The organism is Rhodococcus sp. JG-3, assembly GCF_000482405.1.
Taxonomy (GTDB): Bacteria; Actinomycetota; Actinomycetes; order Mycobacteriales; family Mycobacteriaceae; genus Rhodococcoides; species Rhodococcoides fascians.
Genome location: NZ_KI519398.1, coordinates 2,747,847 through 2,764,422 on the forward strand (window position 1 = coordinate 2,747,847; position 16,576 = coordinate 2,764,422).

Consider the following 16,576-nt stretch of genomic DNA (forward strand, 5'->3'; position numbering starts at 1 on the left):
CCATGGAATTCGGGGCGGCGAGCTAGATGAGAACGATGCCTTCGGCGACGCCGACGGACCGTAGATCGCGGTACCAGCGCTCGACCGGGTGTTCCTTGGTGAAACCGTGTCCACCGAGCAACTGCACACCGTCGGAGCCGATCTGCATGCCCTTCTCGGACGCGAGTCGACGCGCGAGCGCCGATTCACGAGCGAACGACAGGCCCTGCTCGGCTCGCGACGCACCACGCAGCGTGACCAGGCGCATGCCGTCGAGCTCGATCGCGATGTTGGCAACCATGAAGGCCACGGCCTGGCGATTACTGATCGGCTCGCCGAACGCGACGCGCTCGTTGACGTAGGGAATGACGTAGTCGAGTACGGCCTGGCTCGTACCGACGGCCAAGGAAGCCCAGCCCAGACGGGCCAAACCGATGGCGGCGCTGTACTCGGCGGCGCGCTGGTCGGCGTCACCATCACCGAGCAGGGCAGACTCGGGCACTGCCACATCGGTGAGGATCAGGCGACCCAGTCCCGCGGCGCGCAGACCCATGCTCGGATCCGCTTCCACGACGAGGCCCTTGGAATCGGACTCGACGATGAAGAAAGTCGGGCGACCTTCGAGTTCAGCGGCGATGACGAACAGCTCGGAGCTGCCGGCCGCGGGTACGAGGCTCTTGACTCCGTTGAGCTTGTACCCGCTGGGGGAGCGAACGGCCTTGGTCTGCAACGCGTACGGATCGAAAAGTGCGCGGGGCTCGTTGACGACCACTGCTGCGTTCGGCACCTTCTCGCCGACGAATGCCGGGAGGTACGTCTTCTGCTGCGCGTCCGTTCCCCACTGAGTGAGGGCGACAGCGACACCGCTGGGCGCGAGGATCGGCAGGGCCAGGCCCATATCGCCGTGGGCGAGAGCCTCGGCGACGAGGGAATTGGTGACCGCACCGCGCTCGCTGGCGGCACCGTCGAGTTCCTCGGGAACGTTGATGAGCGTGATGCCGAGTTCGGCCGAGCGACGAACCAGGTCCTCGGGCGAGGAGGCGTTGTGATCAGCCTCGAAGGCGGCCGGCCGGAGGATTTCCTCGGCGAACTCCTTGACCGTTTCGACGATCATGCGCTGCTCGTCGTCGGGCGTCAGGTCGAAGTAGCTCAGGTTTTTCGCGGCACCGTCGTCGAGACGCTTGGGCTTGCCGCCTCCGGTGACCTTGGCGAACGTACGGTTGGCGGCACCGAGAGTCTTGAAACCGGTTTTGGTGCTCTCGTACGTGACGCGGTCGATCGTCTGTCGGAGGTTGTACTTCTCCGCGAGTTCGGACCCGGTGATGGCCGTCAGAACGCGCATGGCGGTTCCGATCGCATCTCTCTTGAACGGGTTGAGGCCAACCGCAGAAGTATCGCGGGGCACCTTGGGGGCCTTCGCGTCGACCACACTGTCTTGCTTGCTCATGATCACCAGTTCCTCGGCGTCGGGCACGGACTTCACAGATCTTACTCCCGAGTAAGTTAGCTGTCTACTGTCGAGTAAGTACTGGTGGCGCACAACACCGTGGCGGGTCTTTCGTATCCTGCGTCGTACCGATGTGACAGGCTGTTTCCTGTGCATCCGATAGCTCAGGTCTTCGCCGCCCTCGCCGCGGTACTCCATGTCGCCATCTTCGTCATGGAAAGCGTGCTCTGGTCCAAGCCGGCCGTGTGGGCGAAGTTCGGTGTCGCCAGTCAGAACGACGCAGACATCACCAAACCGATGGCCTTCAATCAGGGGTTCTACAACCTGTTTCTCGGCATCGGCATCGTGGTCGGCCTCATCGTCGGCGGCTCGGCCGGCGACGCGATCGTCTACTTCGCGTGCGCCAGCATCGTCGGCGCGGCTCTGGTGCTCGCCACCGGCGGAGCGAAGTACTTCCGGCCCGCGTTCGTGCAGGGAATCACTCCGCTCCTGGCCCTGGTCCTGGCCGCAGTCCTCTGACTCCGCGCTGCTCTCACGGTCCGTCTCCGGTGAGTGCCGACCGAATCACACAGCGGGGGAGAGGCGGCCGAGGACGTCCTGGTGCAGCAGCCCGTTCGTGGCTACCGCGCTCCCGCCGTGCGGCCCGACGCGTCCGTCGAGCGAGGTGAACGTCCCGCCCGCCTCGCGCACCAGAACATCGAGTGCCGCCAGATCCCACAGGGAGACCTCCGGCTCGGCGGCGATGTCGAGGGCTCCTTCGGCGAGCAGGCAGTAGGAGAAGAAGTCGCCGTAGGCGCGGACTCGCCACACGTCATCGGTCAGTCCGATGAAGCGGTCTCTCGTTCCGAGGTCGGCCCAGCCGGACAGGCTGGAGAAGCTCAGACTCGACGCGGAAAGTGAGTCGACTTTCGACACGTTGATTCGACGGGCGGTTTCGTCGCCGACGCTCGTCCACGATCCCAGCTGGTCGGCGGCCCACCATCGGCGATGCAGCGCCGGGGCGCTGACCACTCCGACTGCGGGGACGCCGTCCTCGAGCAGCGCGATCAGCGTTGCCCACACGGGTACGCCGCGCACGAAGTTCTTGGTGCCGTCGATCGGATCGACGACCCATTGGCGGCCGCTGAACGTAGCCGTGCCACCGAACTCCTCGCCGAGCAGAGCATCGTCGGGACGCTCCGAACCGAGCTCCGCCCGAATCATCGTTTCCACGGCCAGGTCTGCGTCGCTGACCGGTGTGAGATCCGGCTTCGAGTCCACCGTCAGGTCCATGGCGAGGAATCGTCCACGAGTGATGACGTCGGCTTCGTCGGCGAGCCGGAGGGCGAGATGCAGATCGGCAGAGTAGTCGGTCACCGCAGAAGACTATCGCCGCGCACGGGCCTGCTCGTACGCGGCAATATGGGTGGCCGGGCCTATCCGGTGACTTCGTTCAACTTTCCGGTGGCAACATCGAAGACGAACCCGCGCAGCGACTCGTGCTTCGTGACGAACGGGCTGAGCTCGATGCGCGCCAAGGACTGCCGAACGTCGCGGTTCAGATCCGGGAACGACTCGGCAGCCCAGTTGGGCTTCAGACCGGTCTCCTCCTGGAGGTCGTTCTTGAACTCGTCGTCGGTGAACGTGAGCATGCCGCAATCGGTGTGGTGGATCAGGATGATCTCCTTGGTGCCGAGCAGCCGCTGGCTGATGGCCAGTGAACGAATCTCGTCGTCGGTGATCACCCCACCTGCATTGCGGATCACGTGTGCTTCCCCGTCTGCCAGGCCGAGAATCCGGTAGACGTCGAGCCGGGCGTCCATGCACGCGACCACCGCGACGTGCTTCGACGGCGGCAGCGGTAGAGGGCCGTCGAACTGGGCGGCGTATGCCTTGTTGTTCTCGAGGTACTGGTCGGTGACGGTCATACGAGACTCCTGTGTCCATCGAATGTCGCTGGCACCGTGCGGCGGCAGTGATGTCGACGTGCGCATATGTCGACGCGTCGAAAGCTAACAGCGGACGAGGTGCCCGAACAGGGTTCGAATCAGCACGGTTCGAACCCCTGGATGAGCATGCGTCTTCGGGGGCGGTCGGGGACGGGTTCGTGTGCCGGTAACCTTGACTCTCGTGCATCCCGACGTTTCTGCAGACCTCGCCGAGCTCGACACCACTCTGTCCACAGTCGAGTCCGTTCTCGACGTCGAGGAGCTGCGGCGACGCATCGACGAGCTGGAACATCAGGCCGCCTCACCCGACCTGTGGAACGACCAGGAACACGCTCAGCAGGTGACCAGTCAGCTCTCCCATGCGCAGGCCGAACTGCGCCGCGTCGAGGAGCTCCGGCAGCGGCTCGAGGACATGCCGGTTCTGTACGAGTTGGCCGAGGGCGAAGAGGGCGAGGCCGCCGCGTCCGCCACCGCTGACGCCGACGCCGAACGCGCCTCGCTCCGAGAGGACATCGCTGCCATGGAAGTTCGAACTCTGCTGTCCGGTGAGTACGACGCCCGCGACGCCCTTGTGAACATTCGCTCCGGTGCCGGCGGAATCGACGCCGCCGACTGGGCGGAAATGCTCATGCGCATGTACATCCGCTGGGCGGAGAAGCACGGGTACGGCGTCGAGGTCTACGACACGTCCTACGCCGAAGAGGCCGGAATCAAGAGCGCGACGTTCGCCGTCAAGGCCCCGTACACCTACGGAACGTTGTCGGTCGAGCAAGGCACGCACCGGCTCGTCCGGATCAGCCCGTTCGACAACCAGGGTCGACGCCAGACGTCGTTCGCGGAGGTCGAGGTGCTTCCGGTCGTCGAGACCACCGACCACATCGAAATCCCCGAGAACGACATTCGGGTCGACGTCTATCGCTCGTCCGGGCCAGGTGGGCAGTCGGTCAACACCACCGACTCCGCCGTCCGGTTGACGCATATTCCGACCGGAATCGTCGTGACCTGCCAGAACGAGAAGTCGCAGCTGCAGAACAAGGTGTCGGCCATGCGCGTGCTGCAGGCCAAGCTGCTCGAGGTCAAGCGCAAGGAAGAGCGGGCCGAGATGGACGCGCTCAAGGGTGACGGCGGCAGCTCCTGGGGTAATCAGATGCGCTCGTACGTGCTGCACCCGTACCAGATGGTCAAAGATTTGCGTACCGAGTACGAGGTCAACAATCCGTCTACTGTTCTCGATGGAGACATCGACGGCTTCCTGGAATCGGGAATTCGCTGGCGAATGCGAGGGGAGCAGTAACCGATGACGGCCTGGCTCAACGTGACGCCCGAGGTCAAGCTCAACGGCCTCGGAATCGTGCTGTACATCCTCGGTGGGCTACTGGCCGCGCGGTTCGTCACGTGGACCGGATCTCGAATCACTGCCCGCATCGACCAGAACTACCAGCACAGCGACGCGCTCGTCCGGTCGGAGGCCGCCAAACACCGTCATGCTCTGGCTCAGGTCATCACCTGGGTGCTGGTCACGCTCATCTACATCCTGGTCACCATCGAGGTGCTGCGCCGGTTCGGCTTCGGGGTCGGTGGACTCGTGGCACCCGCGACTGTCATCGGTGCAGCCCTCGGCTTCGGTGCTCAGCGCGTGGTGCAAGACATCCTGGCCGGCTTCTTCATCATCACCGAGCGCCAGTACGGCTTCGGTGACGTGGTGCAGATCGCCGTCAACGGCTCCGCCGAGGATGCCGAGGGCACCGTCGAGGACGTCACGCTCCGAGTGACGCGGGTCCGTAGCGTCGACGGCGAGGTCATCACCGTGCCGAACGGGCAGATCGTCAAGGCGATCAACCTGTCCAAGGATTGGGCTCGCGCCGTCGTCGACGTTCCGGTCCCCAGTACCGCCGATCTGACTCAGGTGAATGCGCTTCTGCGTGCGGTCGGCCGCGATGCGTTCGCAGATTCACACTTGCGTCCGCTCCTACTCGACGAACCGACCGTGATGGGCGTGGAGAGCATCGAGGTGGGGCAGGTCAACGTGCGCTTGGTCGCGCGGACGTTGCCGGGCAAGCAATTCCAGGTGGGACGAGAGCTGCGTGTGAGAGTTGCCGCTGCGCTGCAGCCCGAGGGCATCAACGTTGCCCCCGACGTCAGCACGGCCGGAGTTGCACCGGAATCATCGGGACGAGATCGAACGGAAGACCAGTGAGTACACCCGATACCGGAACCGAACGCTCGCAACGAAACTGGCGGCAGTGGCGCATTCCGGCCAAGATCTACGGCCGCGTCCGAACCTCCACCGTGGCGTTCGGAATCTGCTTCGTGCTCACCGCTCTGCTGTACGGGCAGGTCAGCGCAGATATCGCCGAGAGGAACGGGGAAGCGGTTCAGGGGCCGGTTGCGGTGAGCCCGGACGAGCTCACGCAACCGAGCGAATCGCAGACGTACGTACCGACCCCCTCACGTCTGTCGACCACCACCACACCCAGCACGACCACCGACCCGGAGTCGTCGACGAGCGCCGACGACACCGGTACCCAGTCGACGACGACCACCGCCCCGCCGACCACGACGACTGCCCCGTTCGGCGTGCCCATCCCGCCGGCGATTCAGTCGCTCATCCCGTCCCGGCCTGCACCGACGTCGTCGCGCTGACGCACTCTTTACCGGCTCTCGGGACTCGCCGCGGCACCCGCTCGCTTCCGGCGGTTACCGGCGGGTAAGGACTACACTGGCGACCCGTGATCAGCACCTCGAATGTGTCCAAGTCCTACAAGACCTCGACCAGGCCCGCTCTGGACAAGGTGACGGTCTCCATCGACAAAGGCGAGTTCGTGTTTCTGATCGGGCCCTCGGGTTCGGGCAAGTCGACATTCATGCGCTTGCTGCTCAAGGAAGAGACGCCGACGTCCGGCGATATCCATGTAGCGGACTTTCACGTCAACCGGCTCGCTGCTCGTCGCGTCCCGCGGCTACGACAGAGCATGGGGTGCGTGTTCCAGGACTTCCGACTGCTGCAGCAGAAGACCGTGGTGGAAAACGTCGCGTTCGCGCTCGAGGTGATCGGCAAGCCTCGATCGATGATCAAGCGCACTGTTCCCGAGGTGCTGGATCTGGTGGGACTCGGCGGCAAGTCCGACCGTCTGCCCAACGAGTTGTCCGGTGGTGAGCAGCAGCGTGTGGCGATCGCCAGGGCGTTCGTCAATCGGCCGCTGGTGCTGCTCGCCGACGAGCCGACCGGAAACCTCGATCCGGACACCAGTCAGGACATCATGCTGCTGCTCGAGCGCATCAATCGCACCGGAACCACCGTGCTGATGGCGACCCACGACAATCACATCGTCGATTCCATGCGTCGACGCGTCGTGGAACTGGACAACGGACGAGTCGTTCGTGACGAGGCCCGAGGGGTCTACGGCGTCGGCCGCTGACGCCGACCACCGAACTCGACCGCTCAGACTTCTCGACCGAACGAATCGAAGGGCTCGGATTCCGCGATGCGCGCAAGTTTCATCTTCAGTGAGGTCTTCACCGGGCTTCGCCGCAACATCACCATGACGATCGCCATGATCTTGACGACCGCTATTTCCCTCGGTCTGTTCGGCGGCGGATTGCTCGTGGTGCAGATGGCAGGAAAGACCCAGCAGATCTTCCTCGACCGGGTGGAGGTGCAGATCTTCCTCACCGACGACATCTCTGCCACCGACGAAGACTGTGCCCAGGAGACGTGCGCTACGTTGCGCTCGGATCTCGAGAACACACCCTCCGTGGTCTCGGTGCAGTACCTCAACCGCGAGGACGCGGTGAAGGATGCGACCGAGCGAGTGTTCAAGGACCAACCCGAACTGGCCGAGTTGGTCAGTGCCGACAGTTTCCCGGCCTCGTTCAAGGTGCGTCTGAGCGACCCGGAGCGATTCGGAGTGATCAACGACAACTTCGAGAACCGTCCGGGTGTGCAGAGCGTGCTCAACCAGCGAGACCTGGTGGAACGGTTGTTCAGCGTCCTCAACGGAGTACGCAACGCAGCGTTCGCGATTGCCACCGTGCAGGCGATCGCTGCGATCCTCCTGATCGCCAACATGGTCCAGATCGCTGCGTTCACCAGACGAACCGAGGTCGGAATCATGCGGCTGGTCGGTGCCACCCGGTGGTACACCCAGCTGCCGTTCCTCCTCGAAGCCGTGGTCGCAGCTCTGATCGGTTCGGCGCTGGCGATTGCCGGGCTGTTCACCGCGAAGAACATGTTCATCGACGACGTCCTCTCCGACGTCTATCAAGCCAATATTCTGGCCCGGATATCGAACAGTGACGTGCTGTTGGTCTCGCCGTTCCTGGCACTCGTCGGAGTGGGAATGGCGGCGGTCACCGCCTACATCACATTGCGCCTCTACGTGCGCGAATAAATTCGGTTGCCGATCGGTTCTATGCTGGAGCGGTTGCCGATGAGGCGGCGTCACGCATCGAACGCTCGAGAAAGGGCCCTGCAGTGAGAGAGAAGGGCCGCAAGGCCATTGCGACCAATCGCAAGGCACGGCACAACTACTCCATACTCGACGTCGTCGAGGCCGGAGTCGCGCTCGTCGGCACCGAGGTCAAGAGCCTGCGCGACGGCAAGGCCTCCCTCGTCGACGCCTTCGCGACCGTCGACGACGGCGAGATCTGGCTGCGCGGGCTGCACATCGCGGAATACACACTCGGAAGCTGGACCAACCACGCGCCGCGTCGAAACCGCAAACTTCTTCTCCATCGTCGCGAGATCGACCGCCTGGCCGGGAAGGTCAAGGAGGGAAACCTGACGTTGGTGCCGCTGTCGATGTACTTCTCGGACGGCAAGGTCAAGGTCGAACTGGCGTTGGCCAAGGGCAAGCAGGACTACGACAAGAGGCAGTCGTTGGCCAAGCGCACCGCCGAACGCGAAGTCACTCGTGAGCTCGGGCGTCGAGTGAAGGGCATGCGCTGACCGCTGTCCTGCTCGCTCTGGTAGCTGCCGTGGGCTACGGGGTGAGCGATTTCGTCGGCGGTGTCGCGTCCCGTCGAGTCGCAGCCCTGCGGGTGGTCATCGTGTCCTACCCGCTGTCGCTCGTCATCGTGTTGCTCGTCGCTCCGTTCGTCGGCGGGACCATCGAACTCCCCGCGATGCTGTGGGGCCTGGCGTCGGGTGTGGCGGGCGGCGTCGCCGTGTGGTGGTTCTATCTCGCGCTCGCGGCCGGGCCGATGGCAGTGGTGTCCCCGGTGACGGCTGTGTTGGTCGCCGGGATTCCCGTTCTGGTCGGGTTGTCGATGGGTGAGCGTCCCGGAGTCATCGCCTTCGTGGGCATCGCCGTTGCCCTGGTGGCCGTTGTGCTGGTCAGCAGGGAGTCACCGGACGAGGTGACCGGCGAGGTCGCGGGCGGCCGCGACATGAAGTTCACCCGCACCGTGGCCTGGCTGACGGTCGGGTCGGGTGTGACGTTCGCCTTCGCCTTCATCTTCCTGCATCAGATCGGTGACGGCAGTGGGCTGTGGCCCCTCGCGGCGTCCCGCGCATCGGCCACCGCGGTGGTCTGGGCCGTCGCGTTGGCATCGGGGCATTTCGCACCGCCACACGGCAGCGTGCTCAAACTTGCCGCGTTCGTCAGCGTGCTCGACGTGGTCGCCAACGCCGCGATGATCTACGCATACGAGGGCGGTCTGCTGTCGTTGGTGAGCGTCATCGCCTCGCTGTATCCGGCTGCGACGGTGTTGCTGGCGATGGTGATGCTCGGCGAACGGGTCGGCGCACTACAGAAGGTGGGAATGGCGTTGGCGCTCGGGGCAATCGCGATGATCGCGCTCGCGGGTTGAACTTGCCCGCGCACGGGTAATGAACCCGTTTATGACTGCTTCCGGTTCTACCTCCGATGTCCCCACATCCGAGAACGCGTCGTCTCGGCCGCGTGTGCTGGTCACCGGTGCCACGGGATACCTGGGCGGTCGTCTGGCACCGCGCCTGCTCGACGAGGGTTACCGAGTTCGCGTGTTGGCTCGGACCCCGAGCAAGCTCGACAACGTTCCGTGGGCGGCGGACGTCGAGATCGTCCAGGGTGACCTGAGTGATCGGGAGTCACTGAAGGAGGCGCTCAGCGACGTCGACGTCATGTACTACCTGGTGCACTCGATGGGCACCGCGGGCCATTCCGATTTTGCCGACACCGAACGCGACAGCGCAGAGAACGTAGCCACCGTCGCTGCGGATTGCGGCGTCGGCCGCATCGTGTACCTCGGGGGCCTGCATCCGCCGACGGGAGAGCTGTCGCCACACCTGAAGTCACGCGCCGAGGTCGGTCGTATTCTGATCGAGTCGGGTGTCCCGACGATCGTGCTGCAGGCGGGCGTCGTCATCGGGTCCGGTTCGGCCTCGTTCGAGATGATTCGCCACCTGACCAATCGGTTGCCGGTGATGACCACCCCACGGTGGGTACACAACCGAATTCAGCCGATTGCCGTACGCGACGTGCTGCACTACCTCATCGGGGCCGCGAGCGCTCCGGTCACCGAGTCCCGCACGTACGACATCGGCGGGCCGGACGTCATGCAGTACGGCGAGATGATGAACATCTACGCCGACGTGGCCGGTCTGCGCCAGCGTCGCATCATCGTGCTGCCGGTGTTGACGCCTCGCCTGGCCGGTCACTGGATCGGGTTGGTGACGCCGATTCCGCGCGGATTGGCGATGCCGCTCATCGAATCGTTGCAGTACGACGCCGTCGGTCACGAAATGGATATCGACGCCGTCGTTCCACGTCCGGCCGAAGGCTTGACGGGCTACCGAGATTCGGTGCGGCTGGCTCTACGCAAGATCGACGACGGCGAAGTCGAGACACGGTGGACCGACGCCACCGGAACTGCGGCCCCGTCGGATCCGCTTCCCTCCGACCCCGATTGGGCTGGAGAGGTCGTCTACACCGATACCCGGGTGGCCCGAAGCAGCGCGCGTTCGAGCACCATTCGGCCCGCGCTCGAACGATTGGCCGACGCCGAGGTGCTCACCGGTTGGCACCGTGACGCCACGGGGCCGGATGCGTCCGCCTCGGGAACCGAACACACCACCCGACTGAAGTCGTCACGACGGCTGCCGGGAGAGGCGTGGTTGGATCTCACGGTCGGTGGCACCGCCAAGCAGCCGACGATCGAACAGCGACTCGTGTTCTTTCCTCGCGGATTGGCCGGGCGAGCCGTGTGGTACGCGTCGTTGCCCGTACGCAGGGCCGTTGCTCGTCGAATGCTGCGGACAGTAGTGGAACGAGTCGAGTCCGACGCCGGTGCGGCCGCGGCGCAGGGACCTGCCGGCCGTTAACGGGATGAATATGGCCGATCGACGCGTTACACTGAACAGCCCGGGCACGGTGTCCGGGAACATACGGGGCTGAACGGTTTCGACTTTGTATGTTGAGTCAGGGGAAGCGTGTCGGTGCAGGCGAGAGACCACCGTAAGCGTCATCGCAACCTTATAAGCGCCGATTCCAATCAGCGCGACTACGCACTCGCTGCCTAAGTAGCGACTGCGTGTCTGTCAGTCCGGGCTTGCCCTCGGCCCGGGTACTGGCATCAGCTAGAGGGCTCACCGATTCATCCGGCCGCGGGATGATGAGGAACATCAAACAGTGGCTGGGATCGTCATCCTGACTTGTTCGCGAGATCGGGAGATCCAAGTAGAGGCATAGCGAACTGCACACGGAGAAGCCCTGGCAATGCAGCAGAGGACCCGGGTTCGATTCCCGGCAGCTCCACTGTGAAGGCCGGGCCGAGAGACTTTCTCTCGGCCCGGTCTTTTTTTGTGTCGGACACCTCACAAACACTGCTGTCGACCCGGTCCCACCCGGAGGGGGCTCGGTGCCGAATAGAGGGCATGAGCAACCAGCGGACCCCAGTTCTCTACACGGGGAAGCGGCTGTCGTCGCCGTCGATGGTGGTATTGGTTCTGAGCGGTGGCAAGGACGTGAGTCGCGCGCGCAGCAGGCCGTGGCACCTGGCGGGGTTGAGAATGTGGCCCTTCACCTGGACGCTTCGGCGGGCCGGACGTAGCCGCGATATTTCGGTCCAACAACTGCGATATCGGTTCCGCGGCTGGAACGCCCCCGAACGGACGCCGGTAGAGGACGCGCGGTGGGCGCTGCGCCGCATTCGTGACCGCAATCCCGAAGTTCCTGTGGTCGTGGTGGGTCACTCGATGGGTGGGCGCACAGCTGCTGCGCTGATCGACGACCCGTCGATCGCGGGTGTCGTTGCGCTTGCTCCGTGGTGGCCGCAGGGTACGGAGGCCGACGGATTCGACGAGAAGCGCACGCTGCTCGTGGTGCACGGAACTGCCGACCGGTGGACCGACCCGCGAACCTCCCGTCGCGCGACCGAACGCGCGATGGCGAACGGTGCCGACGCCGAATATCTCTCGGTGCCTGGAGGCCATTTCATGCTGCGTGATCCGCGCGTGTGGTCGCGCGTCACTCGTGACTTCGTTCTCCGTATCGCCGACGAGTCAAGAGTGCGAACCGATTCGAGCGAATCCGGTGCGTCGACGGGCTGCAGGGGAGAATCGTCGTGACCCGCCGTGTTGCCGTCGTGGGCAGCGGGGTGGCCGGCCTCACGGCGGCATACGCGCTGTCCAAGAACTCGTCGGTGACGTTGTACGAGGCCGACTCTCGGCTCGGCGGCCATGCCGACACCCACTTCGTGGACGGCCCCGGTGGTCCGGTGGGCGTCGACACCGGGTTCATCGTGCACAACGACCGCACGTATCCGACGCTGCTCCGTCTGTTCGACGAGCTCGACGTGCCGACGCAGGATTCGGACATGAGCATGTCCGTTCGGTGCGACGGCTGCGGGCTCGAATACTCGGGCGGACAGGGAATGCGGGGCATTCTCGCGCAGCGGACCGCGGTCCTGCGGCCTCGCTTCGTCTCGATGCTGCTCGACGTCAAGCGGTTTCATCGTCTGGCGACCGAGCTACTCGAGCGCGAGGACGCCGCGGACACCGAGACGACGCTCGCTCAATTCTTGGAGCAGCACTCGTTCTCCGCATACTTCGAATCCCACTTCATGACACCGTTGGTGTCCGCGGTGTGGTCGTGCGATCCGGACACCGCTCTCGCCTACCCGGCTCGCTACCTGTTCACTTTTCTCCGCCACCACGGAATGCTCACCGTCACAGGATCTCCCACCTGGCGTACCGTCACCGGCGGGTCGATCGAATACGTTCGTCGGGTTGCGGAGCACATCGACGAGGTATTGCTCGACAATCCGGTACATGCTGTCTACCGGTCCGGGGATTCGGTGCAGATCCGGGACGGCCACGACGACCTGCGCACGTTCGACGCCGCCGTGATCGCAGTCCATCCCGGTGCCGCGCTGAAGATGCTCGCGGAGCCGACTGCGCTCGAACACAGCGTTCTCGGAGCTATGCCGTATTCGGTCAATCACACTGCACTGCACACCGACTCGTCGGTGCTGCCACGAAACATCAGAGCGAGAGCGTCGTGGAACTACCACCTCCCGTCCTGTAGCGCCAAACCCGATCGAGTTCTGGTCAGCTACGACCTGACGAGGTTGCAGCGATTGGGTGACAGCGATCGAAGGATGCTGGTCACCCTCGGGGGAGCAGATCGCATCGACCCGAACACGGTGCTCGACGATATGACCTACGAGCACCCGCAGTACACCCCCGAATCCGTCGCAGCGCAGCGACGGCTGCCCGAATTGGACACCGATACGGTGTCGTTCGCCGGGGCGTACCACGGGTGGGGATTCCATGAGGACGGTGCGTTGTCCGGAGCGCGCGCCGCGCAACGGGTGGGGGCCTCGTGGCTCTGACGTCGGTTCTGCCGAACACCCGGGCGCACGGGGCGGCGCTGTATCTCACTCGGATCGATCACGTCCGACGAGCACCGATACGAAATACGTTCTCGTACAAGAGCTACAGCTGGTTCGTCGACCTCGACGCACTTCCCGAACTGCCGCGGATCCTGCGGCCACTCGCATCATTCGATTCCCGCGACCACATGGGTGACCCTGGTGCCACCATTCGCCAGAACGTCGATGCCTTCGTGGCAGAGAGCGGAATCGATCTCGGCGGCGGTCGCATCACGATGTTGGCCAGCGCGCGGGTGTTCGGGCACACGTTCAACCCATTGACTGTGTACTGGTGTCACGACCGCGACGGAGACCTCCGCTGCGTGGTGGCCGAGGTGCACAACACCTACGGCGAGCGATACCGGTACCTGTTGGACACCGGTCGTCACGGTGAGGCACGGACCACCAAGGAGTTCTACGTCTCACCGTTCAACGACGTCGACGGCGAGTACTCCATGCAGCTGCCCGAGCCGGACGCCACACTCCGGCTGTCGATCGTCCTCGAACGTCTCGGTCACCCTCCGTTCGTGGCGACCGTCGTCGGCCGTCGCCGCCAGGTGACGACGCGATCGATTCTTCGTACCGCACTCGAGATCCCGATGGCACCGCTGCGAGTGGTGATACAGATTCGCTGGCAAGGCATTCGGCTCTGGGCGCGGGGTCTGAAGATCGTGCAGAAACCTGCCCCTCCGGGGGCGCGGAGAGTTCAGAAGGAAGGAGCTCACAGATGACAACGGTGTCTCGAACCGATTCCGTGTCGCACCCGTCCGGTGCCGGGCCGCGCCCGCTCGTCGATCCTCGGGTCTGGCCCCAGATCGCCCACGTTCCCGGTGGCGTGAAAGTTGCGGTCGCCGCGCCCGTTGCCGACTTTCTCTTCCGTCGTGCGGTCGCGGGATTGCAGGTCCGAGTCGCGATGCCGGACGGCACAGTGCTCGGGGCCGGATCGTCCGACGCACCGTTGATGACGGTCTATCGGCCACACGACTTCGCCGCGCGCGTCGGCGACAGCGGCCTCATCGGATTCGGTGAGGCATACATGGCCGGAGACTGGGATGCCGAGGATCTCACCGCTGTGCTCGAGGTCTTCGCTCGTCGCATGGCGTCGCTGATTCCCGAGCCCTTGCAGCGACTCCGTGGGCTCTACGTCCCGAAACCTCCACGGAGTGAACGCAATACGACGAAGAACACTCGATCCAACATTTCGCGTCACTACGATCTGTCGAACGAGCTGTTCGAGCTCTTCCTCGACGAGACCATGACCTACTCGAGTGCGTTGTTCGCCGGATCGGGACCCGACGACAGCATGGAGCTCGCCGACGCCCAGCGCCGAAAGATCGACCGGCTACTCGATCGCGCAGGCGTCGGCGAAGGAACCAGGGTCCTCGAGATCGGCACCGGATGGGGCGAGCTGGCCATCCGCGCAGCCGCTCGTGGTGCGACGGTCCGGTCGGTGACACTGTCTGTCGAGCAGCAAGAGCTCGCGCGTAAGCGTTGTGCCGCTGCGGGTTACGCGGATCGAGTGCAGATCGATCTTCTCGACTATCGTCTGGTCGACGGGGAGTACGACGCCATCGTGTCGGTCGAGATGATCGAGGCCGTCGGGCATCAGTATTGGAGAACGTACTTCGAGACGATCGACTCGTTGCTCGCGCCGGGCGGTCGGGTTGCGCTGCAGGCGATCACGATGCCACACGACCGGATGCTGGCCACCCGAAACACCTACACCTGGGTACACAAGTACATCTTTCCCGGAGGTTTCCTGCCGTCGGTGCGGGCAATCGAGGAGGTGACCGAGCAGCACACCTCGCTCCGGGTTCGGGAGCGCCTGTCCATGGGTGACCACTACGCGCGCACCCTCGCGCTGTGGGACAGTCGATTCCGTGAATATCGCTGTGAGGCAGAAGCTCTCGGATTCGACGAGGTGTTCGCGCGTATGTGGCACTTCTACCTGTGTTATTCGGAGGCCGGGTTTCGATCCGGGTACCTCGATGTTCAGCAGATCGTGCTCGACCGAAGGGACAAGCGATGATTGCCTCGACACTTACCGCAGACCGGACCGAGTGCGGCGTCGGAGTCGCGCATCGGATCGCCGAGTTGATAGAACCCCTGGTGGGTGGCCCGCTTCCCGTCCGGCTGCAGGCGTGGGACGGATCCGTTGCCGGCGACGCCCTGGCACCGAAAGTGATGGTGCGGAGCCCCAGCGCACTTCGTCGATTGCTGTGGAGCCCTGGTGAACTCGGTGCTGCGCAGGCGTACGTCACCGGGGAGTTGGACGTCGACGGCGATCTTGCCGCGGCTCTCGATCATGTCTGGGGTGTGGTCCGTGAGCGCCGGCTCTCGGCAGTACGACCGGGGCCGGGATCGTTACTACGATTGGCGCGGCTGGCCAAGGATCTCGGCGTGTTCGGCCGCCCACTACCGCCACCCGCGTCGCAGGCCTCGGTGAAGGGGCGGCTGCACTCGTTGCTCCGCGACCGCGCTGCGATCAGCCACCATTACGACCTGTCGAACGACTTCTACGAACTGGTCCTCGATTCGCACATGGCGTACTCGTCGGCGTACTGGACCTCGGATTCGTCGGATTACACCCTCGATGATGCCCAGCGCGACAAGCTCGATCTCGTGTGCCGAAAGATCGGGCTCAACAAACGCTCCGGGCAACGGTTCCTCGACGTCGGTTGCGGCTGGGGGTCTCTCAGCCTGCATGCGGCACAGGAATACGGAGCGCAGGTCGTCGGAGTGACCATCTCACGCGAACAGAAAGCCTTCATCGACAAGCGTATCGCCGACCGAGGACTGCAGGACAAGGTCGACATCCGGATCCAGGACTACCGCGAAATCCCGGACGGGCCCTTCGACGCGGTGGCGTCGATCGAGATGGGTGAGCATGTGGGGGAGGCCAATTACCCGACCTACACCGCCGCACTGCATACCAACGTCAAGCCGGGTGGGCGAGTGCTGATCCAGCAGATGTCGCGAAGAGAGGGCGACAACCCCGGCGGCGGGGCATTCATCGAATCGTTCATCGCGCCCGACATGTTCATGCGTCCGGTCGGGCGGACCGTGGCCATGATCGAGGAGGCCGGACTCGAGGTTCGCGACGTCCATGCTCTGCGCGAGCATTACGTGCGGACCGTCGATGTCTGGACGGAGCGCTTCGAGGCGCGGTACGGCGACGTGGTGGCCATGGTCGGGGAAGAGGTCGCTCGCGTCTGGCGGCTGTACCTGATCGGCGGGGGAATGGCATTCCGGGACAACAGGATGGGCGTCGACCAGATCTTGTCCGTTCGCCCGGTCGAGGGGTCGTCCGGGATGGAACCGGTCCGCCCGGTGTGGGTGGCCGCGCGGTGAATTGGTCCGACTTCTTCAC

At 64.4% G+C, this 16,576-nt stretch carries 17 protein-coding genes and 1 other RNA gene; 15 read left to right on the forward strand and 3 right to left on the reverse strand.

Features of this window, described 5'->3' with window-relative positions; genetic code table 11:
- Positions 1-22 precede the first annotated feature (22 nt).
- Positions 23-1,432, reverse strand: a complete 1,410-nt coding sequence (locus K414_RS0114390; protein WP_027496567.1) for an acyl-CoA dehydrogenase family protein — start codon at positions 1,430-1,432, stop codon at positions 23-25.
- A 144-nt stretch (positions 1,433-1,576) separates the two neighbouring features.
- Here K414_RS0114390 and K414_RS0114395 point away from each other — a divergent pair, with 144 nt between their 5' ends.
- Entirely contained in the window at positions 1,577-1,945 is a 369-nt protein-coding gene (locus tag K414_RS0114395; protein WP_027496568.1) for a DUF1304 domain-containing protein, read from the forward strand.
- A gap of 45 nt (positions 1,946-1,990) precedes the next feature.
- Here K414_RS0114395 and K414_RS0114400 read toward each other — a convergent pair whose 3' ends face one another.
- Together K414_RS0114400 and K414_RS0114405 are read right to left on the reverse strand one after the other, a co-directional pair.
- Positions 1,991-2,782, reverse strand: coding sequence for an inositol monophosphatase family protein (locus tag K414_RS0114400; RefSeq protein ID WP_027496569.1), 792 nt, complete (start codon positions 2,780-2,782; stop codon positions 1,991-1,993).
- A 59-nt stretch (positions 2,783-2,841) separates the two neighbouring features.
- Positions 2,842-3,333 carry a carbonic anhydrase gene (locus tag K414_RS0114405; protein WP_027496570.1) on the reverse strand — a complete coding sequence of 164 codons (492 nt, stop codon included), beginning with the start codon at positions 3,331-3,333 and terminating at the stop codon, positions 2,842-2,844.
- 202 nt (positions 3,334-3,535) lie between these two features.
- Between K414_RS0114405 and prfB the strand changes: the two genes are divergently transcribed.
- From prfB to K414_RS0114470, 14 genes are all read left to right on the forward strand, one after another.
- Positions 3,536-4,648: a peptide chain release factor 2 gene (gene prfB / locus K414_RS0114410; RefSeq protein WP_027496571.1), complete on the forward strand. Its 1,113-nt coding sequence runs from the start codon at positions 3,536-3,538 to the stop codon at positions 4,646-4,648.
- Positions 4,649-4,651: 3 nt separating this feature from the next.
- Entirely contained in the window at positions 4,652-5,551 is a 900-nt protein-coding gene (locus K414_RS0114415; protein ID WP_027496572.1) for a mechanosensitive ion channel family protein, read from the forward strand.
- Positions 5,548-5,997 (forward strand): hypothetical protein, encoded by a 450-nt coding sequence (locus K414_RS0114420; protein ID WP_027496573.1) that lies wholly within the window; start codon positions 5,548-5,550, stop codon positions 5,995-5,997. The genes K414_RS0114415 and K414_RS0114420 overlap by 4 nt, the downstream gene beginning before the upstream one ends.
- Before the next feature lie 86 nt (positions 5,998-6,083).
- On the forward strand, positions 6,084-6,773 hold the full coding sequence (ftsE, locus tag K414_RS0114425; protein WP_027496574.1) for a cell division ATP-binding protein FtsE: 690 nt from the start codon (positions 6,084-6,086) through the stop codon (positions 6,771-6,773).
- A gap of 66 nt (positions 6,774-6,839) precedes the next feature.
- Positions 6,840-7,745 (forward strand): permease-like cell division protein FtsX, encoded by a 906-nt coding sequence (gene ftsX / locus K414_RS0114430; protein ID WP_027496575.1) that lies wholly within the window; start codon positions 6,840-6,842, stop codon positions 7,743-7,745.
- An 83-nt stretch (positions 7,746-7,828) separates the two neighbouring features.
- On the forward strand, positions 7,829-8,302 hold the full coding sequence (smpB, locus tag K414_RS0114435) for an SsrA-binding protein SmpB (protein WP_027496576.1): 474 nt from the start codon (positions 7,829-7,831) through the stop codon (positions 8,300-8,302).
- 8 nt (positions 8,303-8,310) lie between these two features.
- Complete coding sequence (locus tag K414_RS0114440) at positions 8,311-9,165, forward strand: DMT family transporter (RefSeq protein WP_027496577.1); 855 nt, start codon at positions 8,311-8,313, stop codon at positions 9,163-9,165.
- Between the two features lie 31 nt (positions 9,166-9,196).
- Positions 9,197-10,657, forward strand: a complete 1,461-nt coding sequence (locus K414_RS0114445; RefSeq protein WP_048320205.1) for an SDR family NAD(P)-dependent oxidoreductase — start codon at positions 9,197-9,199, stop codon at positions 10,655-10,657.
- 65 nt (positions 10,658-10,722) lie between these two features.
- Positions 10,723-11,093, forward strand: a transfer-messenger RNA (tmRNA) gene (ssrA, locus tag K414_RS28575).
- Positions 11,094-11,209: 116 nt separating this feature from the next.
- Complete coding sequence (locus K414_RS27045; RefSeq protein ID WP_045841885.1) at positions 11,210-11,902, forward strand: alpha/beta fold hydrolase; 693 nt, start codon at positions 11,210-11,212, stop codon at positions 11,900-11,902.
- Complete coding sequence (locus tag K414_RS0114455; protein WP_027496579.1) at positions 11,881-13,167, forward strand: FAD-dependent oxidoreductase; 1,287 nt, start codon at positions 11,881-11,883, stop codon at positions 13,165-13,167. Before K414_RS27045 ends, K414_RS0114455 begins: the two co-directional genes overlap by 22 nt.
- Positions 13,158-13,937: a DUF1365 domain-containing protein gene (locus K414_RS0114460; RefSeq protein ID WP_051365114.1), complete on the forward strand. Its 780-nt coding sequence runs from the start codon at positions 13,158-13,160 to the stop codon at positions 13,935-13,937. The genes K414_RS0114455 and K414_RS0114460 overlap by 10 nt, the downstream gene beginning before the upstream one ends.
- Entirely contained in the window at positions 13,934-15,235 is a 1,302-nt protein-coding gene (locus K414_RS0114465) for a cyclopropane-fatty-acyl-phospholipid synthase family protein (protein WP_027496581.1), read from the forward strand. Before K414_RS0114460 ends, K414_RS0114465 begins: the two co-directional genes overlap by 4 nt.
- Positions 15,232-16,557 (forward strand): cyclopropane-fatty-acyl-phospholipid synthase family protein, encoded by a 1,326-nt coding sequence (locus K414_RS0114470; RefSeq protein ID WP_051365115.1) that lies wholly within the window; start codon positions 15,232-15,234, stop codon positions 16,555-16,557. The genes K414_RS0114465 and K414_RS0114470 overlap by 4 nt, the downstream gene beginning before the upstream one ends.
- Positions 16,558-16,576 lie beyond the last annotated feature (19 nt).

Excerpts from the sequence above, each read along its gene's own strand:
- K414_RS0114405 (WP_027496570.1), bottom strand. The coding sequence starts at position 3,333 with ATGACCGTCACCGACCAGTACCTCGAGAACAACAAGGCATACGCCGCC.
- K414_RS0114415 (WP_027496572.1), top strand. The coding sequence starts at position 4,652 with ATGACGGCCTGGCTCAACGTGACGCCCGAGGTCAAGCTCAACGGCCTC.
- ftsX (WP_027496575.1), top strand. The coding sequence starts at position 6,840 with ATGCGCGCAAGTTTCATCTTCAGTGAGGTCTTCACCGGGCTTCGCCGC.
- K414_RS0114445 (WP_048320205.1), top strand. The coding sequence starts at position 9,197 with ATGACTGCTTCCGGTTCTACCTCCGATGTCCCCACATCCGAGAACGCG.
- K414_RS27045 (WP_045841885.1), top strand. The coding sequence starts at position 11,210 with ATGAGCAACCAGCGGACCCCAGTTCTCTACACGGGGAAGCGGCTGTCG.
- K414_RS0114465 (WP_027496581.1), top strand. The coding sequence starts at position 13,934 with ATGACAACGGTGTCTCGAACCGATTCCGTGTCGCACCCGTCCGGTGCC.
- K414_RS0114470 (WP_051365115.1), top strand. The coding sequence starts at position 15,232 with ATGATTGCCTCGACACTTACCGCAGACCGGACCGAGTGCGGCGTCGGA.